This is a genomic window from Pantoea sp. MHSD4 (assembly GCF_021043305.1).
In the GTDB taxonomy this organism is placed as follows: domain Bacteria; phylum Pseudomonadota; class Gammaproteobacteria; order Enterobacterales; family Enterobacteriaceae; genus Pantoea; species Pantoea eucalypti.
In genome coordinates, this window is sequence record NZ_JAJNDH010000001.1 from 289,277 (window position 1) to 315,264 (window position 25,988).

Genomic DNA, 25,988 nt, shown 5'->3' on the forward strand with positions numbered 1-25,988 from the left:
CTGGCATGGCTGCATGACGGTGGTTTCCGGGGGAGATACCCCATGGATTTCGGGTTGCATTGCGGCGGCAAGAGCACGAGTCCCGATGAGCTTACTCAGGTAAGTGATTCGGTTGAGTGAACGCAGCCAGCAAAGATGCAACGTGAAAGACGATGGGGATAAATCTGAATCCCTGGGCGGTGAATATCACCGCCTTCTGTTTTTATGTCATTGTCTGGAGTAAACCAACATGTCTGACGGCTGGAATATTGCGCTACTTGGCGCGACAGGCGCAGTAGGGAACGCTGTACTGGAACTGCTGGCGGAACGCCAGTTCCCGGTTGGTGAATTATATTTGCTGGCCAGCGAAAACAGCGCAGGCGAAATCAAGCGTTACGAGGGCCGCTCGGTGCGGGTCGACAATGCAGAGACATTCGACTGGTCACAGGCGCAGCTGGCCTTTTTCGTGGCGGGACGTGACGCTTCGGCGCGCTTTGCCGATGAAGCGGCTAACGCCGGTTGTCTGGTGATCGACAGCAGCGAGCTGTTTGCGCTGGAACCTGATGTGCCGCTGGTGGTGCCGGATGTGAACCCGCAGGTGCTGGCTGATTATCGTAATCGCAACATCATCAGCGTGGCAGATAATCTGGTGAGCCAGCTGCTGACCGCAATTAAACCGCTGGTGGATGCAGCCGGACTGAGCCGTTTACAGGTGACGAACCTGATCTCGGTCTCCAGTTACGGCAAAGTGGCGGTGGATGCGCTGGCCGGGGAAAGTGCCCGCTTGCTGAATGGTATTCCAGCCGATGAACACCATTTTGGTCGTCAGCTGGCGTTTAACCTGATGCCTCAACAGGCCGATGCAGAAGGCAGCGTGGAAAGTGAACGTCGCCTGATTGATCAGGTACGTAAGGTATTACAGGACGAAGGCTTACCGATTGCGGTCAGCAGCGTACAGGCACCGGTGTTCTACGGTAATGCGCAGATTGTGCATATCGAAAACCTGCGCCCGCTCTCTGCGGAAGAAGCGCGTGCCGAGCTGGCGCTGGCGTCAGATATTCGTCTGAGCGAAGAGGATGAAGTGCCAACGCCGGTTACGGATGCCTCAGGCAACGGCGAACTGAGCATCGGCGCGGTACGCAACGACTACGGTATTCCGGAGTTGCTGCAGTTCTGGTCAGTGGCGGACAATATTCGTTTTGGCGGCGCGCTGATGGCGGTGAAAACTGCCGAGAAACTGGTTCAGGAGTATCTGTAACCATGTCCGATGGTCAGACACAAAAACTGGCGCTCGGCATCGAGTATGACGGCAGTCGTTATTACGGCTGGCAACGTCAGAATGAAGTCCGCAGCGTGCAGGAGAAGGTAGAGCGCGCGCTGTCGAAGGTCGCGGATCACCCGGTCAGCATTTTTTGCGCGGGCCGCACCGATGCCGGCGTGCACGGAACGGGGCAGGTGGTCCATTTCGAGACGACATCACAACGACCTGATGGTGCCTGGACGCTGGGCGTCAACGCTAATCTGCCGCCGGATATTGCGGTGCGCTGGGTGAAAGCGGTGCCGGATGAGTTTCATGCCCGCTTCAGCGCTACGGCCCGACGCTATCGCTACCTGATCTACAATCAGCGTCTGCGTCCGGCGGTGCTGGCGCAGGGCGTCACGCACTTCTACCATCCTCTGGATGCGGAGAAGATGCAGCGCGCCGGGCAATGTTTGTTAGGCGAAAATGATTTCACCTCATTTCGCGCCGTGCAGTGCCAGTCGCGTACCCCGTGGCGCAACGTGATTCATCTTAACGTCACGCGTCAGGGCCCTTACGTGATTGTGGATATCAAAGCCAACGCTTTTGTCCATCACATGGTGCGCAATATCGTGGGCAGTCTGATGGAGATAGGCTGCGGCAATAAGCCTGAGTCATGGATGGCCACGCTGCTGGCAGCGAAAGATCGGACACTGGCGGCAGCCACAGCCCGGGCAGAGGGATTGTATCTGGTGGCGGTGGATTACCCATCCCTCTTTGCGTTACCACAACCGTCGATGGGACCGTTGTTCCTCGCGGATTAATTTACTTTCAGGACTTAAAAGGGCGCGCTATGGAGTTTATCCATTTTCTGGTCGATTTTATTCTGCACATCGATGTGCATCTTGCTGAACTGGTTGCACAGTACGGTATCTGGATTTACGCTATTTTGTTCCTGATTTTGTTCTGCGAAACCGGACTGGTGGTCACGCCATTCCTGCCGGGTGATTCGCTGCTGTTTGTGGCGGGCGCACTGGCCGCGCTGCCAGGTAACGATCTCAATGTGCACATTATGGTGGCATTGTTAGTGGTGGCGGCGGTTCTGGGCGATGCGGTGAACTACACCATTGGCCGCCTGTTTGGCGAACGGTTGTTCAGTAACCCGAACTCGAAGATTTTCCGTCGCAGCCATCTGGATAAAACCCATGCGTTTTATGCCCGTCATGGCGGAAAAACCATTATCCTTGCGCGCTTTGTGCCCATCGTCCGGACGTTCGCGCCGTTTGTTGCGGGTATGGGCCATATGTCCTATCGCCACTTCGCACTGTTCAACGTGACGGGTGCGCTGCTATGGGTGCTGCTGTTCTCCTACGCCGGCTACCTGTTTGGCGATCTGCCGGTGGTGCAGGAAAACCTGAAGCTGCTGATTGTCGGCATTATCCTGGTGTCGATTCTGCCGGGTGTGATTGAAGTCTGGCGTCATCGCCGTCAGGCTAAGCAGCAGAAGCTGCCATAAGGCTTCGCTCAGGGGTAAGACCAGATTTTTATCCACAGTCTGAACAGGTTGTGGTTTAATGAGCGACATTTACCGTCTGCTGAAGCGGTTTTCAGCAGTATCAAGACGACTGGACCAGGTCAGTTTTAAACAGAAAGGTCATCAATGAGCTGGATTGAACGCATTCTTAATAAAAGCACCGGAACGCCTGTGCGCAAAGCCAGTATCCCGGAAGGGGTCTGGACCAAGTGTGACAGCTGTGGTCAGGTTCTCTACCGCGCCGAGCTGGAGCGTAATCTTGAGGTCTGCCCGAAGTGTGACCATCACATGCGTATGCATGCCCGTGAGCGCCTCGGCAGTGTCCTCGATCAGGGCACTATGGTTGAGCTGGGCAGTGAACTTGAACCTAAAGATCTGCTCAAGTTCCGTGACTCCAAAAAGTATAAAGACCGTCTGGTAGCGGCCCAGAAAGACACCGGCGAGAAAGATGCGCTGGTTGTCATGAAAGGTCAGCTGCACAGCATGCCGGTTGTTGCGGCAGCCTTTGAATTTGCCTTTATGGGCGGTTCAATGGGTTCTGTGGTTGGTGCGCGCTTTGTGCGTGCGGTTGAGCAGGCGTTAGAAGATAACTGTCCGCTGATCTGCTTCTCCGCCAGTGGTGGTGCCCGTATGCAGGAAGCGCTGCAGTCGCTGATGCAGATGGCGAAAACCAGTGCGGCACTGGCCAAAATGCGCGAGCGCGGTCTGCCATATATTTCTGTGCTGACTGACCCGACGATGGGTGGCGTTTCGGCCAGTTTTGCGATGCTGGGTGACCTCAATATCGCGGAACCTAAAGCGCTGATCGGCTTTGCCGGTCCACGCGTGATCGAACAGACCGTGCGCGAAAAACTGCCGCCAGGCTTCCAGCGCAGTGAGTTCCTGATTGAGAAGGGCGCGATCGATATGATCATTCGTCGTCCGGAAATGCGTTACAAACTGGCAAGCCTGCTGGCAAAAATGATGAACCTGCCGGCACCGCTGCATGACGGTGAACAGTCCGCTCCTGCGACGACTGAATCGGAAAGCAACGAGGCCTGACAGGAGATAGAGAGGTGCGTCCAAAGCACCTCTTACCAATGCACCGTATACCGCAGCACCAGTCTGCCAGGTATAAATAAGCAAAACGGGACATATGGACAATCTTCACCTTCCTCAAGCCACGTCGCCTTTGGCCACGTGGCTTTATTATCTTGAGCACCTGCATACTCAGGCCATCGAACTGGGTCTGGACCGTATTCGTCAGGTAGCACTTCGTCTCGACCTGCTGAAACCCGCTCCCTTTGTCTTTACCGTAGCCGGCACTAATGGCAAAGGCACGACATGTCGGACCCTGGAAACGCTGCTGATTGCCGCGGGCTACCGCGTTGGCGTCTACAGCTCGCCACATCTGGTGCGCTACACCGAGCGTGTTCGGGTCCAGGGAGAGGAGCTGAGTGAAGCGCAGCACTGCGCCAGCTTTGCGGAGATTGAAGCCGGACGTGCGGATATCTCCCTGACCTATTTCGAATTTGGCACGCTCTCTGCGCTCAATCTGTTCCGCCAGGCGCAGCTGGATGTGGTGATTCTCGAAGTCGGCCTCGGCGGACGGCTGGATGCCACCAACATCGTGGATGCCGATGTCGCCGTAGTCACCAGCATTGCACTGGATCATACTGACTGGCTTGGGCCGGATCGCGAAAGTATCGGGCGTGAGAAAGCGGGTGTGTTCCGGGCGGGGAAACCGGCAGTCGTCGGTGAACCCGATATGCCACACAGCATCGCGGTGGTCGCGCAGGAAAAAGGTGCTGAGCTGTTACAGCGCAACCGTGACTGGTCATGGCAAGCCCAGGCCGAAAGCTGGTCGCTGCGTGATGCGCTGGGGGAGCTGAACGATCTGCCACTGCCCCAGGTGCCGTTACCTAACGCGGCGACGGCACTGGTGGCGCTGCGTGTCTCAGGGCTTGAGGTCAGTGAGGCGCAGATTCGCGCCAGCCTGCCGCTGGCGATGCTGCCAGGGCGTTTTCAGACGATTAGTGAATCACCGCGCGTGATTCTGGATGTCGCCCATAATCCGCATGCAGCGTCGTATCTGGCGTCACAGCTGGCGACGCTGCCGAAACGCGGCAAAGTGCATGCCGTCGTGGGCATGCTGCATGATAAAGATATTGCCGGTACGCTGACGGCGCTGGCACCCATGGTCGATGCCTGGTACTGCGCACCGCTTGACGGTCCGCGCGGCGCCAGTGCTGAGCAACTGCTGGATTGCCTCTCGCAGGGCGAAGCCTTTAGCTCGGTTGAGCTCGCCTGGCAGCAGGCACGCCAGCGGGCAGCGCCGCAGGACACTGTGCTGGTCTGTGGTTCATTCCACACCGTTGCGCAGGTCATGGAATCGATTGAAACGGAGAAAGGACGTGGCAAGTAAGTTTCAAAACCGTTTAGTCGGCACCGTTATTCTGGTCGCCGTTGGCGTGATTGTGCTGCCAGGGCTGCTGGATGGTCAGAAAAAGCATTACAAAGAAGAGTTCGCCGCCATTCCGCTGGTGCCGAAACCTGACGATCAGCAGGACAGTGAAATGGTGCCACCGGTTACCCAGTCGCTGCCATCCCAGCCACCTGAAGGCGCGGGCAATGCGGTCAACAGCAGTAATGGTAATAGCAAAAGCAGCGTCACGGCAGAGCAGGGGCGTGCCGAGCCGGATGATGATACCGAACCGACTGTGGTTTCGCCGCCGCCGGTTCATCAGTCTGTGCCTGCACAGACGGTGACCAAACCGAAAGTGGCAGAGCAGCAGAAAACTAAAGTCACTGAGCAGCCTAAGCAGAAACCGGTCGAACAGCAGAAGCCTAAAGCGGTGGAGCAGACGAAGCCGAAGCCGGAAGAACCGCCTAAAGCGGTCGAACAGCCGAAGCAGGAAGCGGCGCCAAAAGCAGCAGAGACGACCGCACCGGCAGGGCAGGCTTATGTGGTGCAGTTAGGTGCGCTGAAAAACGCCAGCAAAGTGAATGAGATTGTCGCGCAGTTGCGGCTGTCGGGCTATCGCGCCTTTACTGTGCCTTCAACGCCCGTTCAGGGTCAGATTACCCGCATTTACGTCGGGCCGGATGCCTCGAAAGCCAAAATGCAGAGTGCCGTTGGCGAGCTGAAAAGCATCTCAGGGTTGGGCGGTGTTGTGAAACCGTACAGCGCCCGCTAAACCGGCGATTGGCGCTGCCGATAGCAGTAACAGGCAGCGTCTTTTTCCCGGCGTACAGCGTGCTCAGGTCGCGCGGTACGCCTGAAATAGTGAATATTTTCAACGGCCTTTCCGGCTGAGAATCACCCAGGCGATTGCGTTTTTTTTCATCGCCTTTTTTATGGATGCAGAAAAAGAAAACCGCTACGCAAACGTTTTCTTTTTCTGTTAGAATGCGCCCCGAACTGGATGCAGGGGTGCAATTGCACTGGCGCTGGAAGAGTTCATGATCTGGATTGATTACGTCATTATTGCGGTAGTTGGTTTTTCGGCTCTGGTCAGCCTCGTCCGTGGGTTTGTCCGGGAAGCCTTATCTCTTGTTACCTGGGGATGCGCGTTTTTTGTCGCCAGTCATTACTACGCCTACCTTGCAGTCTGGTTTACAGGTTTTGACGACGAACTGGTTCGTAACGGTATCGCCATTGGTGTGCTGTTTGTGGCTACCCTGATTGTAGGGGCCATTGTGAACTATGTTATCGGCACGCTGGTGGAGAAAACCGGCCTGTCGGGAACCGACCGGGTGTTGGGCGTCTGTTTCGGGGCGTTGCGTGGTGTGCTGATCGTAGCCGCTTTGCTGTTCTTCCTTGATACATTCACTGGCTTTTCTAAAAGTCCAGACTGGCAACAGTCTCAACTCATTCCCGAGTTCAGTTATATCATCAGGTGGTTTTTTGATTACCTGAAAAGCACGTCGAGTTTTTTACCCCGGTGATGTGACCGGGAGTGCGGCTAAATGAGGAAATGACAACATGTGCGGTATTGTCGGTATCACCGGTTTCATGCCGGTCAACCAGTCGATCTATGACGCGTTAACGGTGCTCCAGCACCGCGGGCAGGATGCCGCAGGCATTTGTACGATTGATGCGCTGAAATGTTTTCGCCTGCGAAAGGCAAATGGCCTGGTCAGCGACGTTTTCGAAGCACGCCACATGCAGCGTCTGCAGGGCAATATGGGGATTGGCCACGCGCGTTATCCCACTGCGGGAAGCTCCAGTGCCTCTGAAGCGCAGCCATTCTATGTAAACTCCCCATACGGCATCACCCTGGCGCATAACGGTAACCTGACCAACGCCCATGTGCTGCGCAAGCACCTGTTTGAAAAGGGCCGCCGTCACGTTAATACCACCTCAGATTCTGAAATCCTGCTGAATATCTTTGCGCAGGAGTTAGATCGTTTTCAAAATGATCCGCTGGAAGCCGACAACATTTTTGCCGCGGTGGCTGCCGTACATCAGCAGGTGCGTGGCGCCTACGCGGTTGTCTCGATGATTATCGGCCACGGCATGGTTGCTTTCCGTGACCCTAATGGCATCCGTCCGCTGGTGCTGGGCAAGCGCGTTATCGCTGATGGTCGCACCGAATATATGGTCGCCTCCGAGAGCGTCGCGCTGGATACGCTGGGCTTTGAGTTCATCCGTGACGTCGCACCGGGTGAAGCCGTCTATGTCACTGAAGCGGGCCAGCTCTCTACCCGCCAGTGTGCTGAAAACCCGAAAAGCAATCCGTGCCTGTTCGAATATGTCTATTTTGCCCGTCCGGACTCTTTCCTGGATAAAATCTCCGTCTACAGCGCCCGTGTCCGCATGGGCACCAAGCTGGGCGAGAAAATTGCCCGCGAGTGGGAAGATCTGGATATCGACGTGGTGATTCCTATTCCGGAAACCTCTACCGATATTGCGCTGGAAATTGCCCGTATTCTCGACAAGCCTTATCGTCAGGGCTTCGTGAAAAACCGTTACGTTGGCCGTACTTTTATCATGCCGGGCCAGCAGTTACGTCGCAGCGCGGTTCGCCGCAAGCTCAACGCTAACCGTGCCGAATTCCGTGATAAAAATGTCCTGCTGGTGGATGACTCTATCGTGCGCGGCACCACCTCAGAGCAGATCATTGAGATGGCGCGTGAAGCCGGCGCCAGACGCGTTTATCTGGCGTCTGCTGCACCGGAAATTCGTTTCCCGAACGTCTACGGCATTGATATGCCGAGCGCCACGGAACTGATTGCGCATGGCCGCGAAGTGGAAGAGATTCGCCAGCTGATTAAAGCCGATGCGCTGATTTTCCAGGACCTGGACGATTTGATTGAAGCGGTGCGTGAAGAGAACCCGGACATCGCCCAGTTTGAATGCTCGGTGTTCAACGGTATCTACGTGACGAAAGATGTCGATCAGCAGTATCTGGAGTATCTGGAATCGCTGCGCAACGATGACGCCAAAGCGCTTCAACGCCAGAACGAAGTCGAAAACCTCGAGCTGCACAACGAGGGCTGATATGCTCAGCGGGTGGTCAACATAAAGCAGGGCGGGAGCAATCCCGCCCTGTTTGTTTTCAGAAACCTGCTGGCCGCGTATGATAGTGCATTGGCTGACATAAGGTTGGAATATGAAACGACTCATCATTGGCATCTCCGGCGCAAGCGGGGTGATCTATGGCGTGCGCATGCTGCAGGTGTTGCAGCAGGTGGAAGAAGTAGAAACGCATCTGGTCATGAGCCAGGCGGCGCGTCAGACGCTGGGGCTGGAGAGCGACTATTCGCTGCGTGACGTGCAGGCGCTGGCCGATGTGGTGCATGACGTGCGCGATATTGCAGCAAATATCTCGTCGGGGTCGTTTAAAACCCTGGGCATGGCGATTTTACCCTGCTCAATGAAAACGCTTTCAGGCATCGTCCACAGTTACACTGACTCCCTGCTGACCCGTGCGGCTGACGTCATATTAAAAGAGCAGCGTAAGCTGGTATTGTGCGTACGTGAAACGCCATTGCACGTTGGACACCTGCGCATGATGACCACCGCCGCCGAGCTGGGCGCCATAATAATGCCACCAGTGCCGGCTTTTTATCATCGGCCTGAAACCATCGATCAGCTGATTGACCAGACCGTCAACCGGGTTATTGATCAATTCGATATCGAATTACCGGAAGATCTCTTCGCGCGCTGGCAGGGTGCATAAAGTTCCGCTGGCGCACTTATTTAGTGCATAAGCGCGCCTCGGATCACTCTTCGTGCATTTGATGCACCAAAAGTTAACAACGTCGCTTTTTCTCTTTTACTTCACTGCTATATTCCCCCTACAAACACAGCGTTTTCGCCTGTCTGACATCACGCTAACTGCGTGGAAAACTTGCAGAACTGGCATGAAACATGCAAATTAATTTGCGCAAACACATCACAAACCACATAACAAAAAGCACTTCACTTGAGGGTAATCTATGAAAAAGCGTGTTCTGGCTCTTTCCCTGATGCTGGGCTTATCCAGTGCTGCCAGCGTATTCGCGGCAGTGCCGGGTTCAATCCGTATCGGCACAGATCCAACTTACCCACCGTTTGAGTCGAAAGACGCGCAAGGCAAGTTAGTGGGCTTCGATATCGACCTCGCTAACGAAATCTGTAAACGTATTCATACCCAATGCACCTACGTTGAAAGCGACTTCGATGCGCTGATCCCGTCGCTGAAAGCGAAAAAAATTGATGCCATCATCTCCTCACTTTCCATCACAGCAAAACGTCAGGAAGAGATCGCCTTCTCGGATAAGCTTTACGCTGCTAATGCGCGTTTAGTCGCACCGAAAGGATCGAAAATTCAACCGACCATTGAGTCGCTGAAAGGCAAAAATATCGGTCTGCTGCAGGGCACAACCCAGGAAACCTATGCCAATCAGAACTGGCGGCCTAAAGGGGTTAACGTCACCCCTTATGCTAATCAGGATCTGGTTTATCAGGATCTGAATGCCGGTCGTATTGATGCGGCCTTCCAGGATGAAGTGCAGGCCAGCGAAGGTTTTCTGAAGCAGCCAGTCGGTAAAAACTACGCGTTTGCCGGTCCGGCCGTCAAAGATGACAAGATCTTTGGCGTCGGCACCGGTATGGGACTGCGTAAAGATGACAGCGAACTGAAAGCCGCCATCGACAAAGCCTTTGCTGACATGCGTAAAGATGGCACCTACGACAAGATTGCGAAGAAATACTTCGATTTCAATGTGTACGGCGACTAACCATCCTGTCGCTTTACCTTCTGTTTCCGTTCTGCCGGGACTGAGCCGGTTCTGCCCGAGGCAGAAACCGGACCTGGCCCGGTGATGACGGAAAGCGTCTGAAACGGAGAGGTAAAGCTAAACTGCCCGTCTCGCTTGCGGGCAGCGTTTCGTTTACACCCCACGACAGGACCTTTCGATGCTGTATGGCTATTCTGATGTAATTCTTCGGGGCACGCTGGTGACGCTGGAGCTGGCACTCACCTCTGTCGTACTGGCCGTGCTGCTGGGCCTGATTGGCGCAGGCGCGAAACTGTCGCGCAGCCGGCCGCTGGCGATGATTTTTGAAGGCTACACCACGCTGATTCGTGGCGTGCCTGACCTCGTACTGATGCTGCTGATCTTCTACGGTCTGCAGATTGTCCTCAACCAGGTAACCGATGCGCTGGGTATGGCGCAGTTTGATATCGACCCGATGGTGGCCGGTATCATCACGCTCGGCTTTATCTATGGTGCCTACTTCACCGAAACCTTCCGGGGTGCTTTTATGACTGTGCCTCAGGGACAGATAGAGGCGGCTACTGCATTTGGTTTTACCAGCGCGCAGGTGTTCCGCCGCATTCTGTTTCCGGCCATGATGCGCTATGCGTTGCCGGGCATCGGCAACAACTGGCAGGTGATTCTGAAAGCCACCGCGCTGGTCTCGCTGCTGGGGCTGGAAGATGTCGTGAAGGCAACGCAACTGGCGGGGAAAAGTACCTGGCAGCCGTTCTACTTCGCTATTGTAGCGGGTGTGATTTATCTGGTGTTCACCACGCTGTCGAATGGCGTGCTGTGGTGGCTGAACCGTCGCTATACGGTCGGTGTGAAGAGGGCGAGTTATGATTGAGATTATTCAGGAATACTGGAAATCGCTGCTCTGGACCGACGGTTATCGTTTTACCGGTGTGGCTATCACCCTTTGGCTGCTGATCCTTTCGGTGACCGTTGGTGGCTGTCTGGCCATCCTGCTGGCGATAGCGCGGGTTTCGCCTAACCGGTTTATCAGTTTTCCGGTCTGGCTCTTTACCTACGTGTTTCGCGGCACGCCGCTCTATGTACAGCTGCTGGTATTCTACTCCGGCATGTACACGCTGGAGATTGTGAAAGGCACTGAACTGCTGAACGCATTTTTCCGCAGTGGCCTGAACTGTACGTTACTCGCCTTCACCCTGAATACCTGTGCTTACACCACAGAGATCTTTGCCGGTGCCATTCGCTCGGTGCCCCACGGCGAGATTGAGGCGGCGCGGGCGTATGGCTTCTCCACCTTTAAACTCTATCGCTGCATTATCCTGCCCTCGGCGCTGCGGACGGCACTGCCAGCCTACAGTAACGAAGTGATTCTGATGCTGCACTCCACGGCGCTGGCTTTCACCGCCACGGTGCCGGATCTGCTGAAAATCGCGCGGGATATTAACTCGGCGACCTATCAGCCGTTTACCGCCTTTGGCATTGCGGCTGTGTTATACCTGATTATCTCTTACGTGTTGATCAGCCTGTTCCGCCTGGCGGAACGCCGCTGGCTGGCCCACGTGAAACCCTCTTCATCGCATTGAGTAGAACTATGGCTGACAATAAATTAAGCGTCACCGAATTGCATAAGCGTTACGGTGAACATGAAGTGCTGAAAGGGGTCTCGTTAACTGCTAAAGCGGGCGATGTGATCAGCATCATTGGATCGTCCGGTTCAGGGAAAAGTACCTTTTTACGCTGCATCAACTTCCTCGAAAAACCGAGTGAAGGCAGCATCATGGTGAACAACCAGCAGATCACCTTAGTCCGCGACAAAGATGGTCAGCTTAAAGTGGCTGACAAAGAGCAACTGCGCGCGTTGCGCACCAGCCTCACCATGGTGTTCCAGCACTTTAATCTCTGGAGTCACATGACAGTGCTGGAAAACGTGATGGAAGCGCCGATTCAGGTGCTGGGGCTGAGTAAAGCGGAAGCGCGTGAGCGCGCCATCCGCTATCTCGATAAAGTCGGCATTGATGCGCGGGCGCAGGCGAAGTATCCGGTGCATCTCTCGGGTGGTCAGCAGCAGCGTGTGTCGATTGCGCGCGCGCTGGCGATGGAGCCGGAAGTGTTGCTGTTTGATGAGCCGACGTCGGCGCTGGATCCTGAACTGGTGGGCGAAGTGCTGCGCATTATGCAGAAGCTGGCGGAGGAGGGTAAAACCATGGTGGTCGTCACGCATGAGATGGAATTTGCCCGTCACGTCTCCAGCCATGTGATTTTCCTGCACCAGGGCAAAATTGAAGAGCAGGGGCCGCCTGCTGAGGTGTTTGGCAACCCGAAAAGTCCACGTTTACAGCAATTCCTCAAGGGATCGCTGAAGTAAGCCTGAGCCCGCGCCTGGCCGGGCGCGGGCTTCTGGTTAATGCTTCACCACATCCTGCAACGCCTCCTGCAGATCGTACCAGCGGAAGCCAAAACCTGATGCCTCCAGCCGCTTTGGCAGCACATGTTGTCCTCCCAGCACCAGAACCGACGATTCGCCCATCATCAGCTTAATGGCGCTGGCAGGCGTACGCATAAAGGCCGGACGATGCATAACCCGACCCAGCGTGGCGGCAAACTGCTCATTACGCACCGCATAAGGTGCGACCATGTTGAACGGCCCTCGCAGATCATCATGGTCCAGCAGCCAGATAATGGCGTTGAGCATGTCATCAATATGGATCCACGGCATGTACTGTTTACCACTGCCGATTGGCCCGCCGATGCCGAGCTTAAACGGCAGCTTCATTTTGCTGAGTGCGCCGCCCTCGGGCGCCAGTACCACGCCAGTTCGCAGCAGACAAACGCGGGTGCGTTCGCTTTCCGCCGTGAGCGCCAGCTGCTCCCAGCGGGCGCAGAGCTGATGCGTGAACTCATCCTGCCCCTGATCCTCTTCGGTCAGCACCAGATCGCCGGTATTGCCATAAAAGCCGGTTGCCGAACCTGAGATCAATACGGCGGGTGGTGTAGTGCTGGCGTTGATCAGTGAGGCGATCTGCTCGGTTATCTGCCAGCGACTTTCACAGAGCTGCTGCTTGTGTGGCTCCGTCCAGCGTTTGTCAGCGATCGGTTCGCCCGCCAGATTAATCACCGCATCGATGTCATCCAGTGTCGACTGTTGCGCCAGTCCTGACCAGAGTGCGACGTTCTCGCCCAGTTTTTCACGCGCGCTGACCACGTCGCGCGTTACCACGCTGATCTGATGGCCCAACTGCTGCAGACGTGGAATCAGGTGACGGCCAATCAGTCCCGTGCCACCGGTAATAAGAATGTGCATGTTGCGGCTCCCTTGATGTTTTTGTTATTTGCACCTTTCAGCATAGAAGAGTGGAGCCACTCTATAGTGAGTCGCGTCGCGGTTTCTTCTTCTGAAGGAAGAGATCGGATCAGCTCAGCGTTGCCTTCGCAAAAAAAAATCGGTAAACATGATGCAACCCTGACAGCCAATTGAGGTAACCGATGAATTATCCGCCCATCACCCTGTGGTCAGATTCATCATTTTTCAGTCCTTACGCCATGTCGGCCTACGTTGCCCTTAACGAAAAAGGGATTCCGTTCCACCTGAAACGCGTCGATTTGTCGCAGAATCAGCAATACGCAGCGGCATACCGTGAGTTGTCGCTGACCTGCCGGGTTCCGACTCTGCAGATTGATGACTTTCTGTTAAGCGAATCCTCGGCGATAACCGAATATCTTGAAGAGCGTTTTCCGGCACCCGAGTTTGAACGTCTCTATCCTCGCGACCGCGAAAAGCGCGCTCGCGCGCGAGAGATTCAGGCCTGGCTGCGCAGTGACTTCCTGTGGATTCGTCAGGAGCGTCCGACAGAGGTGCTGTTTGCCGGTGAACGCTTTGCGCCGCTGACCGCGTCAGCGCAGCAGGCGGTGGATAAACTCGTTACAGCTGTCGAACGTCTGCTGCCAGACGGACAGCAGAACCTGTTTGGCGAGTGGTCAATTGCAGATACCGATCTGGCGGTGATGCTTAACCGGCTGGTACTGCATGGCGATCCTCTGCCTGCACGCTTACAGCAATATGCTGAGTTTCAGTGGCAACGCGCCTCGGTACAGCTGTGGTTAGCAGAAAGTGGTAAAAATCGGTAACAGCCGGGGCTTGCTCATGCTGGCGTAAGTGATTACCTTACGCCACATAAAAATAACGACGTGGCAAACTGCGTACGCAACTGTACGCCAAACAGGAAAGGGTTACGGATGGTGGATCAAACTGCGGGTGACGGCATTGAGTGGGTCGATATCGTAAACGAAGAGAATGAAGTCGTTGCTCAGGCGACACGCGCGCAGATGCGTGCTCAGTGCCTGCGTCACCGCGCCACTTATATCGTGGTTCATGACGGTATGGGTAAGATTCTGGTACAGCGTCGCACCGAGATAAAAGATTTTATGCCGGGCAAACTGGACGCAACCGCAGGCGGCGTGGTGCAGAGCGGTGAAGATATGCTGGAATCTGCGCGACGTGAAGCGGAAGAGGAGTTAGGGATTGCCGCCGTGCCGTTTGCTGAGCATGGCAAATTCTACTTCGAAGATCAGCATTGCCGTGTCTGGGGCGGTCTGTTCAGTTGTGTGTCACATGGCCCTTTCGCCATGCAGGAATCGGAAGTCGATGAGATTATCTGGATGACGCCCGATGAGATCACCGCACGCTGTGATGAATTTACCGACGATTCGCTGAAAGCGCTCTCTCTGTGGATGAGCCGCAACGGTGATAACCGGGCCTGAAAACGGGCGCATTCATACCAGTGACCGACGCGCATTAACGCGGACTGCCCGGTTACCGGCGAAAAAAAAGGCATGCCTCGTGGCATGCCTTTTTCGTTGTTACCAGACGCTTAACCTTCAGCCTGCTGTGACTGAATAGCCGTCAGGGCGATGGTATAGACGATGTCGTCAACCAGCGCACCGCGCGACAGATCGTTGACCGGCTTACGCATACCCTGCAGCATCGGTCCGATTGAGATCAGATCGGCTGAACGCTGTACCGCTTTGTAGGTGGTGTTACCGGTGTTGAGATCCGGGAAGATAAACACGGTAGCGCGACCTGCAACCTGTGAATTTGGCGCTTTCGATTTCGCCACATCTTCCATGATCGCGGCGTCATACTGCAGCGGACCATCGATGACCAGATCAGGACGTTTCTCCTGCGCAATGCGCGTTGCTTCACGCACTTTCTCAACATCGCTACCTGCACCTGACGTGCCGGTAGAGTAGGAGATCATCGCCACACGCGGATCGATACCAAAGGCGCTGGCAGAATCCGCTGACTGGATAGCAATCTCAGCCAGCTGCTCAGCGGTGGGATCCGGGTTAATGGCGCAGTCACCGTAGACCAGCACCTGCTCAGGCAGCAGCATAAAGAACACGGATGAAACCAGCGAGCTGTTCGGCGCGGTTTTGATCAACTGCAGTGGCGGACGAATGGTGTTGGCGGTGGTGTGAACCGCGCCTGAAACCAGACCATCCACTTCACCGCTCTCCAGCATCATGGTGCCGAGAACCACGTTATCTTCCAGCTGCTCCTGAGCGACCACTTCGGTCATGCCTTTGCTCTTACGCAGCTCAACCAGACGTGGCACGTAGTTTTCACGTACCTGCTCCGGGTCAACAATTTCGACACCTTTGCCCAGTACGACACCCTGAGCCGCAGCGACACGCTGAATCTCATCCGGATTGCCTAACAGGACGCAGGTGGCGATACCGCGCTCAGCACAGATAGAGGCCGCTTTAACCGTACGCGGCTCATCACCCTCTGGCAGCACGACACGTTTACCCGCTTTACGCGCGAGCTCAGTCAGCTGGTAGCGGAAGGCTGGAGGTGACAGGCGACGGCTGCGCTCAGAGGTGGCGGTCAGTGACTCAATCCACTCGGCATTAATGTAGCTGGCCACATATTCCTGCACTTTCTCAATGCGCTGCGTATCGTCAGCAGGCACTTCAAGATTAAAGCTCTGCAGGCTCAGGGAGGTCTGCCAGGTGTTGGTTTTCACCATAAACACCGGCAGGCCGGTCTGGAAAGCCCGGTCGCAGAGACGGGCGATGCGATCGTCAATCTCATAGTTACCGGTCAGCAGAATTGCACCAATCTCAATGCCGTTCATCGCGGCCAGACAGGCGGCGACCAGCACATCAGGGCGGTCTGCGGAAGTCACCAGCAGTGAGCCAGGACGGAAATGCTCCAGCATGTGCGGGATACTGCGCGCACAGAAGGTGACGGATTTGACCCGGCGGGTCTGAATTTCACCTTCATTGATGATACGCGCATCCAGATGGCGGCACATATCGATCGCGCGGGTAGCAATCAGATCAAAGCTCCACGGCACGCAGCCCAGCACCGGCAGCGGGCTGTCTGAGAACAGCTGCTTTGGATCGATGTTGGCGATGCTCGCTTTTGAGGAGTCATCAAAGATCTCTGACAGGTCAGGACGGGTACGCCCCTGATCATCCACCGGCGCGTTGAGTTTGTTGATAATTACGCCCGTGATATTTTTGTTCTTCTGACCGCCGAAGCTGCTTTGAGTCAGTTCAATGCGCTCTTTCAACTGTGCCGGCGAGTCATTGCCCAGCGCCATCACGAAGACGATTTCTGCGTTCAGGGTTTTGGCGATTTCGTAGTTCAGTGCGTTGGCAAACTGATGCTTACGGGTCGGCACAAGCCCTTCAACCAGAACCACTTCCGCATCCTGCGTGTTGGCATGGTAACGGGAGATGATCTCTTCCATCAGCACATCCTGCTGGTTCGATCCCAGCAGAGATTCCACACGTGACATCTGCAGCGGTTCAGCGGCAGGAATCGAGGAGTTCTTACGGATAATCGTGGTGGTTTGATCCGGCGTATCGCCGCCGCTACGCGGCTGAGCAATTGGCTTGAAGACGCTGAGACGGACGCCTTTGCGCTCCATGGCGCGAATAACGCCGAGGCTGACGCTGGTCAGGCCGACGCTGGTGCCGGTCGGAATGAGCATAATTGTACGTGACACGTTTGAACCTCTCAGTAATGGCAGGGTGTCAAAAACAACTCCGTCAGCCTGAGCTGACGGAGAGAAGTGTTTTACGCAGTCAGCCGCGCGGCGTCCTGGGCGATGACCAGTTCTTCGTTGGTCGGAATCACCAGCGCCGGGCGAGTGCCTTCTTTATTGATGTAACCAGATTTGCCGAAACGGGCGGCCAGGTTGCGATCGTGGTCAACTTCAAAGCCCAGCAGCGCCAGTTTTTTCAGTGAGAGTTCACGCACCATCGCGGCGTTTTCGCCGATGCCGCCGGTAAACACGACGGCGTCAAGACGGCCATCCATCAGCGCGGTGTAACTGCCGATATATTTCGCCAGACGATGACAGAAGACATCCATTGCACGCTTCGCATCTTCTTTGGTGCTGTAGTTATCTTCAACGTAGCGGCAGTCGCTGGTGACTTCGGTCAGACCTAACAGGCCAGACTCTTTAGTCAGCAGTTTATTGATGGCATCAACGCTCATACCCAGCGTATCGTGGAGGAAGAAGACTATCGCCGGGTCGATGTCGCCACTGCGCGTACCCATCACCAGGCCTTCCAGCGGGGTCAGACCCATTGAGGTGTCCACGCACTCGCCGTTGCGAATCGCAGAGACCGAACCGCCGTTGCCGAGGTGACAGGTGATGATGTTCAGTGACGCCAGTGGCTTGTTAAGCATTTTGGCCGCTTCGTGAGTCACGTAGAAGTGGCTGGTACCATGTGCGCCATAGCGACGAACGCCATGCTCTTTGTACAATTTGTACGGCAGCGCATAGAGATAAGACTCTTCCGGCATTGTCTGATGGAAAGCAGTGTCAAATACCGCGACATTCTTGTCTGACAGGTGAGGGAAATTTTTCATCGCTTCATCAATACCGATCAGATGAGCCGGATTGTGCAGCGGTGCGAAAGAGGAGGCGTCTTTGATGCCCTGGACGACTTCTTCAGTAATGATGACTGACTGCGTCAGTTTTTCGCCGCCATGAACGATACGATGGCCGATTGCAGCAATTTGTGCCGAAAGCTCAGGTTTTTGTGCCAGAATGGATTTAACGATAAAGTTCAGCGCTTCGCTGTGCGCTGCGCCAGCACCCAGAGGCGCTTCCTGTTTTTCGCCTTCCAGCTTCCATTTGATACGGGCTTCAGGAAGATGGAAACATTCCGCCAGGCCTGACAGGAACTCTTCACCGCTGGCAGGGTTAAGAATGGCAAACTTAAGGGAAGAGCTGCCACAGTTCAGAACCAGAACTAACTTACTCGACATGGAAGTACCTATTTTTTGAGAGTGGCTAAATTAAACGCAATCAGACTATCAGCGTAGCCCATGAAAGCTGGTAGATTAATGACAAACATCATGCGGTAGACAGAAATCTGCGATTCCGCAAAAAATTTCGGTAATCTTACGCGAAAATTTTAAGATTGCCTTGTCGAAACTTGGCTCAGGCCTCTTCCCAAAGGCGCATTCCGCTTCCGGAGAGGTGTTAAAACGGCGTCAGAATAGCTGGAGTCATCTTTAAAGACAAAAATAATTGAAGGTTGTTACGTAAAGTTGTGTCTTTATAACTATTTTTTAATCTTTGCAGTATTAGTTGAGGTGAGCCATGGCGAATGAATCTGGCAGTACCAATTGGTTTCGGATGTTTCAGCGCGGCCAATACTATATGAAGACCTGGCCTGCTGATAAGCGCCTGGCCCCCGTGTTCCCGGAAAACCGGGTTTCATCGGCAACCCGTTTTGCCATTCGTTTTATGCCACCTCTGGCGATTTTTACGCTGACCTGGCAGATTGCGATGGGCGGTCAGTTAGGCCCGGCCGTGGCGACTGCGCTGTTTGCCTGCAGCCTGCCGATGCAGGGACTGTGGTGGCTGGGCAAGCGTTCAGTGACGCCACTGCCGCCAACGCTGCTTAACTGGTTTCATGAGGTGCGTACCCGACTGGAAGAAGCCGGGCAGGCGATAGCACCGGTTGAAGGCAAGCCGACTTATCAGGCACTGGCCGATCTGCTTAAGCGGGCGTTTAAACAGCTCGACCGCACCTTCCTCGACGATCTCTAGGCAAACCCAGGCTGGCGGTAAAATAATTACCGCTAACCTGCGGCCAAATCAAAAAAAGGCGAGACGGCGGTTTCCGTGTCGTTAACGCTGTGCAATCATTTCTCCATTGTCGATTAACTGAGCGGTCTCTGACCGGGAGTCAATGATGGAAATGACCCATGCACAGCGTTTGATTCTCACTAACCAGTATAAAATCATGGCGATGCTTGAGCCTGAAAATGCTGAACGCTTCCGCCGTTACCAGACCATCATCGAACGCGGCTATGCGCTGCAGATGCGTGAGCTGGACAAAGAGTTTGGCGAACTCAGCGAAGCGATCTGCCGGACGGTGATCGATATTATGGAGATGCATCATGCCCTCCATGTTTCCTGGTCGAACCTTAAAGATAAAGGTCAGCTTGAAGCGCGCCGTCTCGCCTTTTTGGGCTTTGATGCGGCAACTGAAGCGCGGCTGCTGGGCTACGTCCGTTTTATGGTGAATACAGAAGGGCGGTATACCCACTTCGATTCCGGTACTCACGGTTTCAATGCCCAGACCCCAATGTGGGAAAAGTATCAACGCATGTTAGCTTTGTGGCAGACTTGTCCGCGCCAGTACCATTTAAGTGCAAATGAAATCGCACAAGTGATCAATGCCTGAAGAGGAGGAGCGCGTGACCTACAGAGGTTTTCTATTTGATTTAGACGGCACGCTGGTGGATTCGCTGCCAGCGGTTGAACGAGCCTGGAGCCAGTGGGGTGCCCGTCATGGTATCGCCGCTGATGAGATCCTGGATTTTATCCATGGCAAACAGGCGATCACCTCTTTGCGTCATTTTATGGCAGGTCAGTCGGAAGAGGCTATACAGGCGGAGTTTACCGCGCTGGAGCAGGCTGAAGCGGCGGACACCGACGGTGTGCAGGCGCTGCCCGGTGCCGTCGCGTTGCTGAACCGGCTGAACGAACTGAATATTCCCTGGGCAATTGTTACCTCAGGCTCGGTGCCGGTCGCTCATGCCCGTCACAAAGCCGCGGGGTTACCAAAGCCTGCTGTGTTCATTACGGCTGAGCAGGTGGCGAAAGGTAAACCTGAACCCGATCCTTACCTGCTGGGTGCGGAGAAACTGGGGTTAGCGGCGACAGCGTGCGTAGTGGCAGAAGATGCTCCCGCCGGAATTTTATCCGGCCTGAATGCGGGCTGCACGGTGATTGCTATTAATCCTGCGGCGGAGACACCCCGGCTGGATGACGTGGCGCTTAAGCTCGAATCGCTGGCATCGCTGGTAGTTTCCCGCGAGTCTGATGGCAGTTTTACCTTTAGTCAGCAGGCTTAAGGGTTCGCCCGGCGGCCAGTTCGCCGGGCTTAAAGAGGCGTATCCTGCGAGATTTCATCCAGTGACAGGCTGAAGCTCGGAATGAACACGTCAACGAAGTAATCCATCTCCGGCGAACGACGCTGCGCCAGGGTCTTTTCCAGCCGTGCTTTCGCCAGTAAAAATTCATTATTCCCGGCAGACAACTCTTCAAGACACTTAACATAGGCACAGAGCGCATCCGCCTGTTTCACAACGGCCTGCTCCTCTTCGCTATGCAGATGCTCATCGATCAGCGGGCGATAGATTTCCTGAAACTCTTCCGGCAGCATCTCAATCAGCTTTTGCTGAGCAATCTTTTCGATTTTCTTATATTCGTGGGCGATCTGCGCGTTGTAATACTTCACCGGTGTCGGTAAATCGCCGGTAAGCACTTCACTGGCATCGTGATAAAGCGCCAGCATGGCAATACGATCGGCATTAAGCGACCCGCTGAACTTGAGATTTTTGATCACCGCCAGGGCGTGCGCCACCATAGCGACCTGCAGACTGTGTTCCGAGACATTTTCGGTGCGCACATTGCGCATCAGCGGCCAGCGATTAATCAGCTTAAGACGGGAGAGGTGAGCAAAGAAGTGGCTTTGTGTCATGCGCGTTCCTGTTGGCAGGCAGGGGAGAGACCGGCTCTCCCCAAATAACGTCAGTATACGCGGGCGTGATTACTGACGATAGCCTTGCAGGAAACGCCCAAATTTATTAATCGCCATCTCCAGATCATCGACGCGTGGCAGCGTAACGATGCGAAGATGATCGGGCCACGGCCAGTTGAACGCACTGCCCTGAACCAGCAACACTTTTTCCTGTAACAGAAAATCCAGCACCATCTTCTGATCGTCGAAGATATTGAATTTTTTGGCATCGATTTTCGGGAACATGTAGAGCGCGCCCTGCGGCTTCACACAGCTGACGCCAGGAATATCATTGATCAACTCCCATGCACGCTGGCGCTGCTCGTAGAGACGACCACCAGGCATGATAAATTCGCTGATGCTCTGATAGCCGCCCAGTGCCGTCTGAATCGCATGCTGCGCCGGTACGTTGGCACACAGACGCATTGAGGCGAGCATTTCCAGCCCTTCAATATAGCCTTTCGCATGTTTCTTCGGCCCGTTCAGTACCATCCAGCCCTGACGGAAACCGGCCACGCGATAGGTTTTGGAGAGGCCATTGAACGTCACGGTCAGCAGATCGGGCGCCAGGGCCGCAATGCAGTGATGCTGGGCGTCGTCGTAAAGGATCTTGTCGTAGATTTCGTCGGCGAAAATGATCAGATTATGCTGACGCGCAATTTCAACCACCTCTAACAGCAGTTCTTTACTGTAGACCGCGCCGGTAGGGTTATTCGGGTTGATGATCACGATGCCACGGGTACGAGGCGTTATCTTGCTACGGATATCATCCAGATCAGGGAACCAGCCGGCAGACTCATCACACAGATAGTGCACCGCTTTACCGCTGGAGAGAGAAACCGCGGCTGTCCATAAGGGATAGTCGGGCGCGGGCACCAGCATTTCGTCGCCGCTATTCAGTAACGCCTGCATCGCCTGCACGATGAGTTCTGATACCCCGTTACCGATATAAATATCTTCTACCGTGACATCGCGCATGTCGCGTGCCTGATAGTGCTGCATGATTGCTTTACGGGCGGAGTAGAGGCCCTTGGAGTCGCAATAACCCTGAGCGCTGGGAAGGTTACGAATGACATCAACCAGGATCTCATCCGGTGCTTCGAAACCAAACGGCGCCGGATTGCCAATGTTCAGCTTGAGAACTTTATTACCTTCTTCTTCAAGGCGCTTAGCCTCTTTCAGTACCGGTCCACGGATGTCATAGCAGACGTTATCGAGTTTTCCGGATTTATCAATTTGAAAAGTCATTGTTACCGCCTTGATGGGCAGAATCCTTGTGGCTGCCACAGAAATCGAACCAGCACAATGTACTCTCCTCACGGTCACAAAAGAAGGGTGCCGCCCCGTTTTGGCGGGTTCAACAACTTTTTGCAGAATGCGTAGCGTAAAAAGTAACAGCTCTCGCTGAGGGTAGTTAATAAAACTCTGTATAAAGAAATTTTTAGAATTTTAATCCACCCAAACCGTAGCGAGCCAACATCTGCCTCTGGAATTTAAAAAGGTTTGTGGACTCAATACGGAGAGATATTTTCTTTACCGCTGAAATATACACTTTGAGGAATAGTTAAAATTTATTTTATTAATGTTCGTTTTATGGCCAGTTTTATAACATGAGAACTATTTACGCCTTAACACTGCTTAAGAGTGTGCTGTTTAAGGCCTTGTGATCGCCGGAAAAGTACCAAAAAAGGCGTTTCATTCGGCACCTTAAATACAGGATAGTGAGCACTACTTAACACTTCCTCACTAACTTTCAGAACGTTGAAGGCTTAAAAAGTGATCAATAATGTGGCATAAGGGTCACGAAATGCCTTTGTCACAAAATTTACAGCGCTTTTCACAAAATCATTTCCATTTTGAAGTCAAAAATGATTAAGTATAATTTATTATTTAGTGCACTTAGCCGCTTCGCCTTGATAGTCCGCTAAGTGTGGTTTTTATCCCGCCCGATTCATTCCGGTGGGAATAAGACAACTACACAGCTTCCTGCATTTGCGCACCCCAGCGCCATCGGTACAGAAGAAGTTGTCTCTGTCTTAAAGCATCGTGCTCCCTTCGGGTGAGTCAACGGTGCAGGTTCCACATAAAATTTTTTCATGTCAGTCTTCACACAGGACTGTCATTAAGCACCATTACCGCTTATCACTTTGATAAGCTTGTAATAACACCAGGGTAGTAGTTCGTAAAAATCTTATAAGTGAAGAAAAAACATGACTAATGCAAATCGTCCGATACTGAATCTCGACCTCGATCTGCTGAGAACTTTCGTTGCCGTTGCGGATTTGAATACCTTTGCAGCCGCCGCTGCAGCGGTCTGCAGAACCCAGTCAGCAGTCAGTCAGCAGATGCAGCGTCTGGAGCAATTGGTAGGTAAAGAGCTGTTTGCCAGACATGGACGTAATAAGCTTTTAACAGAGCATGGGATCCAGCTTTTAGGCTATGCCAGAAAAATTCTTCGTTTTAACGACGAAGCCTGCACATCTCTGATGTACAGCAACATTCAGGGCGTACTGACTATTGGTGCCTCTGATGACACCTCTGACACTATTCTGCCGTTCCTGTTAAACCGGGTGACCTCGGTTTATCCGAAACTGGCCATTGATGTGCGGGTTAAACGTAATCCATTCATGATGGAAATGCTCAATCAGGGTGAAGTGGACCTGGTGGTGACAACGTCCAGCCCAGGCAACTTTACCTATCAGGTACTGCGTACTTCACCCACCTTGTGGTACTGCGCAGCGGACTATATCTTCCAGCGCGGCGAAGCGATTCCATTGGTGCTGCTGGATGAGCCAAGTCCTTACCGTGATATGGCCATTGATCATCTCAATGAAGCCGGTATCCCATGGCGTATCTCTTACGTCGCTTCTACTCTGGCTGCCGTACGAGCTGCAGTGAAAGCGGGTCTTGGCGTAACAGCGCGCCCGGTCGAGATGATGAGCCCGGAACTGCGTGTTATGGGTGCGGCTGAAGGTCTGCCGGTTCTCCCGGATACGCAGTATCTGCTGTGCCGTAATCCTGACAGTGATAATGAGCTGGCGCTGGCTATCTTTAATGCCATGCAGTCTACTAATGATCCGTACAATCTGAGCAACAATCCAGATGGTGCGTTGCTGTTGGATGACGAAGAGTAATAGCGCTAACGTGTTGTACTCAACATCAGCGCCATTGCCTTAACAAACGCTTATAAATAAGCCTCTCATTCTTTGAACAGAACGAGGGGCTTTTTTACTATCTGACCCTTGTCAGACTCGCCCCGACGACAACCTCCCTGATGTAAACCCCTCACTGTATTTCACTCCATTACAAACTGAAATCTGCAATCCATAAAAACGAACCTTTTGTTCCGTATCAAGGCTTCAGGTGGAGGAAATTAACGCAAAAAGGGCAAAAGTGTGTTCTGGATCAAGAAAATACCCCTGCTAAGGGGAAGGAAAAAAGAGTCATACCTGTCAAAATATGTTTGTTAAACGCACGATCCATGCGTGTGATTACCCGCTACACTAAAATTAACCCTACAGACTGAAGCGATTTAGCTGGAAAGCGGGGCATCATTTGTTAATAATATGATGCAGGTGTGAAATAATGTTTGGATACTTTTGTCAAAGTTGACAAAAGGTTATAGAAAGGAGTAAAAAACCCCATTAAATTGCTGTTTATTCCGTAATAACAGTGACATTTAAAAGGTTTTTACCCTTCCCTTGAATCGATGTGGTCAGTTTGCTGCGGGAAACGCGTGCAGGATGCCAGCGCCACTTTTGATGAGTAAGCAATGAGTATGTCAACTACCACCGAAATCATCGCTCAGCACTGGGCGTTTATCGTATTTATCGTTATTGCCTTTGGCTTGTGTGCTTTCATGCTGACCGGAGGATGGTTGCTTGGCGGCAGAGCGCGCGCCCGCTATAAAGACACGCCATTCGAATCGGGCATTGAATCCGTTGGTGACACCCATATCCGCCTGTCGGCGAAATTTTATCTGGTTGCGATGTTTTTCGTCATTTTTGACGTCGAAGCCCTCTTTTTATACGCATGGGCGACTTCAATCCGCGAAAGCGGTTGGGTCGGCTTTGTGGAAGCCGCAATTTTCATTTTGGTGCTCCTTGCGGGTCTGGTCTATCTGGTACGCATTGGCGCACTGGACTGGGCTCCAGCTCGCCGTCGCGTAGTGGTGAAAACTACTACGGTCAGCCACACCAATCCTCATAAGCAGTAAAAGAGAGGCAATAAGATGGACTATACGCTCACCCGCATAGACCCGAACGGTGGTGAGAACGACCGTTATCCTCTGCAAAAGCAGGAAATCGTCAGCGATCCGCTGGAGCAGCACGTTCATCGCAGCGTTTATATGGGCAAACTCGAAAATGCCCTGCATGACATGGTGAACTGGGGACGTAAAAACTCACTCTGGCCTTATAACTTTGGCCTGTCCTGTTGTTACGTTGAGATGACCACATCGTTTACCGCGGTCCATGACGTGGCACGTTTTGGTGCTGAAGTTATGCGCGCCTCGCCACGCCAGGCGGATTTCATGGTTATTGCCGGCACGCCGTTTACCAAAATGGCTCCGGTTATTCAGCGTTTATACGATCAGATGCTGGAGCCAAAATGGGTGATCTCAATGGGTGCCTGCGCAAATTCGGGCGGCATGTATGACATCTATTCGGTGGTGCAGGGCGTCGATAAATTCCTGCCAGTAGATGTCTATATTCCTGGCTGCCCGCCACGTCCTGAAGCCTACATGCAGGCACTGCTGCTGTTGCAGGAGTCGATCGGCAAAGAGCGCCGTCCGCTTTCATGGGTTGTCGGCGACCAGGGCGTTTACCGCGCTAACATGCCTTCAGAGCGTGAAAGAAAACGCGGCGAGCGCATCGCAGTCACAAACCTGCGCAGCCCGGACGAAGTTTAAAACCGTATGGATGGAAAAGAGCGCCTGCAGCAGAACATCACAATTTAATGCATGGCCCCATCCTGACG

General features: G+C 53.8%; 26 protein-coding genes. 21 read left to right on the plus strand and 5 right to left on the minus strand.

The annotated features are described in order from the left end of the window. Positions 1-229: 229 nt before the first annotated feature. The 13 genes from LQK91_RS01425 (at position 230) to hisP (ending at position 12,318) form a co-directional block, all read left to right on the plus strand. The gene (locus LQK91_RS01425) at positions 230-1,237 is read left to right on the plus strand and encodes an aspartate-semialdehyde dehydrogenase (RefSeq protein ID WP_003854270.1); all 1,008 of its coding nucleotides are present in this window, start codon (positions 230-232) and stop codon (positions 1,235-1,237) included. A 2-nt stretch (positions 1,238-1,239) separates the two neighbouring features. Further along, the gene (gene truA / locus LQK91_RS01430; protein ID WP_105098952.1) at positions 1,240-2,043 is read left to right on the plus strand and encodes a tRNA pseudouridine(38-40) synthase TruA; all 804 of its coding nucleotides are present in this window, start codon (positions 1,240-1,242) and stop codon (positions 2,041-2,043) included. Positions 2,044-2,072: 29 nt separating this feature from the next. Next, positions 2,073-2,735, plus strand: coding sequence for a DedA family protein (locus tag LQK91_RS01435; RefSeq protein ID WP_008926480.1), 663 nt, complete (start codon positions 2,073-2,075; stop codon positions 2,733-2,735). A 144-nt stretch (positions 2,736-2,879) separates the two neighbouring features. After that, the gene (gene accD, locus LQK91_RS01440) at positions 2,880-3,794 is read left to right on the plus strand and encodes an acetyl-CoA carboxylase, carboxyltransferase subunit beta (protein ID WP_008926479.1); all 915 of its coding nucleotides are present in this window, start codon (positions 2,880-2,882) and stop codon (positions 3,792-3,794) included. Positions 3,795-3,888: 94 nt separating this feature from the next. Further along, complete coding sequence (gene folC, locus LQK91_RS01445; RefSeq protein ID WP_008926478.1) at positions 3,889-5,157, plus strand: bifunctional tetrahydrofolate synthase/dihydrofolate synthase; 1,269 nt, start codon at positions 3,889-3,891, stop codon at positions 5,155-5,157. Continuing rightward, positions 5,147-5,929 (plus strand): cell division protein DedD, encoded by a 783-nt coding sequence (dedD, locus tag LQK91_RS01450; protein WP_003854266.1) that lies wholly within the window; start codon positions 5,147-5,149, stop codon positions 5,927-5,929. Before folC ends, dedD begins: the two co-directional genes overlap by 11 nt. Before the next feature lie 265 nt (positions 5,930-6,194). Then, positions 6,195-6,680 (plus strand): colicin V production protein, encoded by a 486-nt coding sequence (cvpA, locus tag LQK91_RS01455; RefSeq protein ID WP_003854265.1) that lies wholly within the window; start codon positions 6,195-6,197, stop codon positions 6,678-6,680. Between the two features lie 37 nt (positions 6,681-6,717). After that, complete coding sequence (gene purF / locus LQK91_RS01460; protein WP_078804617.1) at positions 6,718-8,235, plus strand: amidophosphoribosyltransferase; 1,518 nt, start codon at positions 6,718-6,720, stop codon at positions 8,233-8,235. Between the two features lie 112 nt (positions 8,236-8,347). After that, complete coding sequence (locus tag LQK91_RS01465) at positions 8,348-8,917, plus strand: UbiX family flavin prenyltransferase (protein ID WP_008926477.1); 570 nt, start codon at positions 8,348-8,350, stop codon at positions 8,915-8,917. Between the two features lie 259 nt (positions 8,918-9,176). Next, positions 9,177-9,959 carry a lysine/arginine/ornithine ABC transporter substrate-binding protein ArgT gene (gene argT / locus LQK91_RS01470; RefSeq protein WP_003854262.1) on the plus strand — a complete coding sequence of 261 codons (783 nt, stop codon included), beginning with the start codon at positions 9,177-9,179 and terminating at the stop codon, positions 9,957-9,959. 178 nt (positions 9,960-10,137) lie between these two features. Continuing rightward, positions 10,138-10,827 carry a histidine ABC transporter permease HisQ gene (locus LQK91_RS01475; protein WP_105098953.1) on the plus strand — a complete coding sequence of 230 codons (690 nt, stop codon included), beginning with the start codon at positions 10,138-10,140 and terminating at the stop codon, positions 10,825-10,827. Then, complete coding sequence (locus LQK91_RS01480) at positions 10,820-11,536, plus strand: ABC transporter permease (protein ID WP_003854259.1); 717 nt, start codon at positions 10,820-10,822, stop codon at positions 11,534-11,536. Before LQK91_RS01475 ends, LQK91_RS01480 begins: the two co-directional genes overlap by 8 nt. Before the next feature lie 8 nt (positions 11,537-11,544). Continuing rightward, positions 11,545-12,318 (plus strand): histidine ABC transporter ATP-binding protein HisP, encoded by a 774-nt coding sequence (gene hisP / locus LQK91_RS01485; RefSeq protein ID WP_003854258.1) that lies wholly within the window; start codon positions 11,545-11,547, stop codon positions 12,316-12,318. A 36-nt stretch (positions 12,319-12,354) separates the two neighbouring features. Here hisP and LQK91_RS01490 read toward each other — a convergent pair whose 3' ends face one another. Continuing rightward, positions 12,355-13,254, minus strand: coding sequence for a TIGR01777 family oxidoreductase (locus LQK91_RS01490; RefSeq protein ID WP_003854257.1), 900 nt, complete (start codon positions 13,252-13,254; stop codon positions 12,355-12,357). A 182-nt stretch (positions 13,255-13,436) separates the two neighbouring features. On the opposite strand from LQK91_RS01490, the gene yfcF reads away from it, so the two are divergent. Then, complete coding sequence (gene yfcF, locus LQK91_RS01495) at positions 13,437-14,078, plus strand: glutathione transferase (protein WP_008926475.1); 642 nt, start codon at positions 13,437-13,439, stop codon at positions 14,076-14,078. Between the two features lie 108 nt (positions 14,079-14,186). Next, positions 14,187-14,711: an NUDIX hydrolase YfcD gene (gene yfcD, locus LQK91_RS01500; RefSeq protein ID WP_003854255.1), complete on the plus strand. Its 525-nt coding sequence runs from the start codon at positions 14,187-14,189 to the stop codon at positions 14,709-14,711. Positions 14,712-14,821: 110 nt separating this feature from the next. On the opposite strand, the gene pta is transcribed toward yfcD, so the two are convergent. Together pta and ackA are read right to left on the minus strand one after the other, a co-directional pair. Beyond that, a complete protein-coding gene (gene pta, locus LQK91_RS01505; protein ID WP_033743374.1) occupies positions 14,822-16,951 on the minus strand; it encodes a phosphate acetyltransferase in 2,130 nt (709 codons plus the stop codon). A gap of 86 nt (positions 16,952-17,037) precedes the next feature. After that, positions 17,038-18,240, minus strand: coding sequence for an acetate kinase (ackA, locus tag LQK91_RS01510; RefSeq protein WP_039659730.1), 1,203 nt, complete (start codon positions 18,238-18,240; stop codon positions 17,038-17,040). A 337-nt stretch (positions 18,241-18,577) separates the two neighbouring features. Between ackA and yfbV the strand changes: the two genes are divergently transcribed. The 3 genes from yfbV (at position 18,578) to LQK91_RS01525 (ending at position 20,343) form a co-directional block, all read left to right on the plus strand. Next, positions 18,578-19,030, plus strand: a complete 453-nt coding sequence (yfbV, locus tag LQK91_RS01515; RefSeq protein ID WP_105098954.1) for a terminus macrodomain insulation protein YfbV — start codon at positions 18,578-18,580, stop codon at positions 19,028-19,030. A gap of 145 nt (positions 19,031-19,175) precedes the next feature. Then, a complete protein-coding gene (locus LQK91_RS01520) occupies positions 19,176-19,670 on the plus strand; it encodes a YfbU family protein (RefSeq protein ID WP_003854251.1) in 495 nt (164 codons plus the stop codon). Between the two features lie 13 nt (positions 19,671-19,683). Then, complete coding sequence (locus tag LQK91_RS01525) at positions 19,684-20,343, plus strand: sugar phosphatase (protein ID WP_003854250.1); 660 nt, start codon at positions 19,684-19,686, stop codon at positions 20,341-20,343. A gap of 29 nt (positions 20,344-20,372) precedes the next feature. On the opposite strand, the gene yfbR is transcribed toward LQK91_RS01525, so the two are convergent. Next, positions 20,373-20,972, minus strand: a complete 600-nt coding sequence (gene yfbR, locus LQK91_RS01530) for a 5'-deoxynucleotidase (RefSeq protein ID WP_039659732.1) — start codon at positions 20,970-20,972, stop codon at positions 20,373-20,375. A gap of 69 nt (positions 20,973-21,041) precedes the next feature. Next, positions 21,042-22,259 carry a pyridoxal phosphate-dependent aminotransferase gene (locus LQK91_RS01535; protein ID WP_003854248.1) on the minus strand — a complete coding sequence of 406 codons (1,218 nt, stop codon included), beginning with the start codon at positions 22,257-22,259 and terminating at the stop codon, positions 21,042-21,044. A 962-nt stretch (positions 22,260-23,221) separates the two neighbouring features. Between LQK91_RS01535 and lrhA the strand changes: the two genes are divergently transcribed. The 3 genes from lrhA (at position 23,222) to LQK91_RS01550 (ending at position 25,920) form a co-directional block, all read left to right on the plus strand. Then, a complete protein-coding gene (gene lrhA, locus LQK91_RS01540) occupies positions 23,222-24,145 on the plus strand; it encodes a transcriptional regulator LrhA (RefSeq protein ID WP_003854247.1) in 924 nt (307 codons plus the stop codon). Between the two features lie 638 nt (positions 24,146-24,783). Further along, entirely contained in the window at positions 24,784-25,227 is a 444-nt protein-coding gene (locus LQK91_RS01545; protein WP_003854246.1) for an NADH-quinone oxidoreductase subunit A, read from the plus strand. A 15-nt stretch (positions 25,228-25,242) separates the two neighbouring features. Then, the gene (locus LQK91_RS01550; RefSeq protein WP_003854245.1) at positions 25,243-25,920 is read left to right on the plus strand and encodes a NuoB/complex I 20 kDa subunit family protein; all 678 of its coding nucleotides are present in this window, start codon (positions 25,243-25,245) and stop codon (positions 25,918-25,920) included. Positions 25,921-25,988 lie beyond the last annotated feature (68 nt).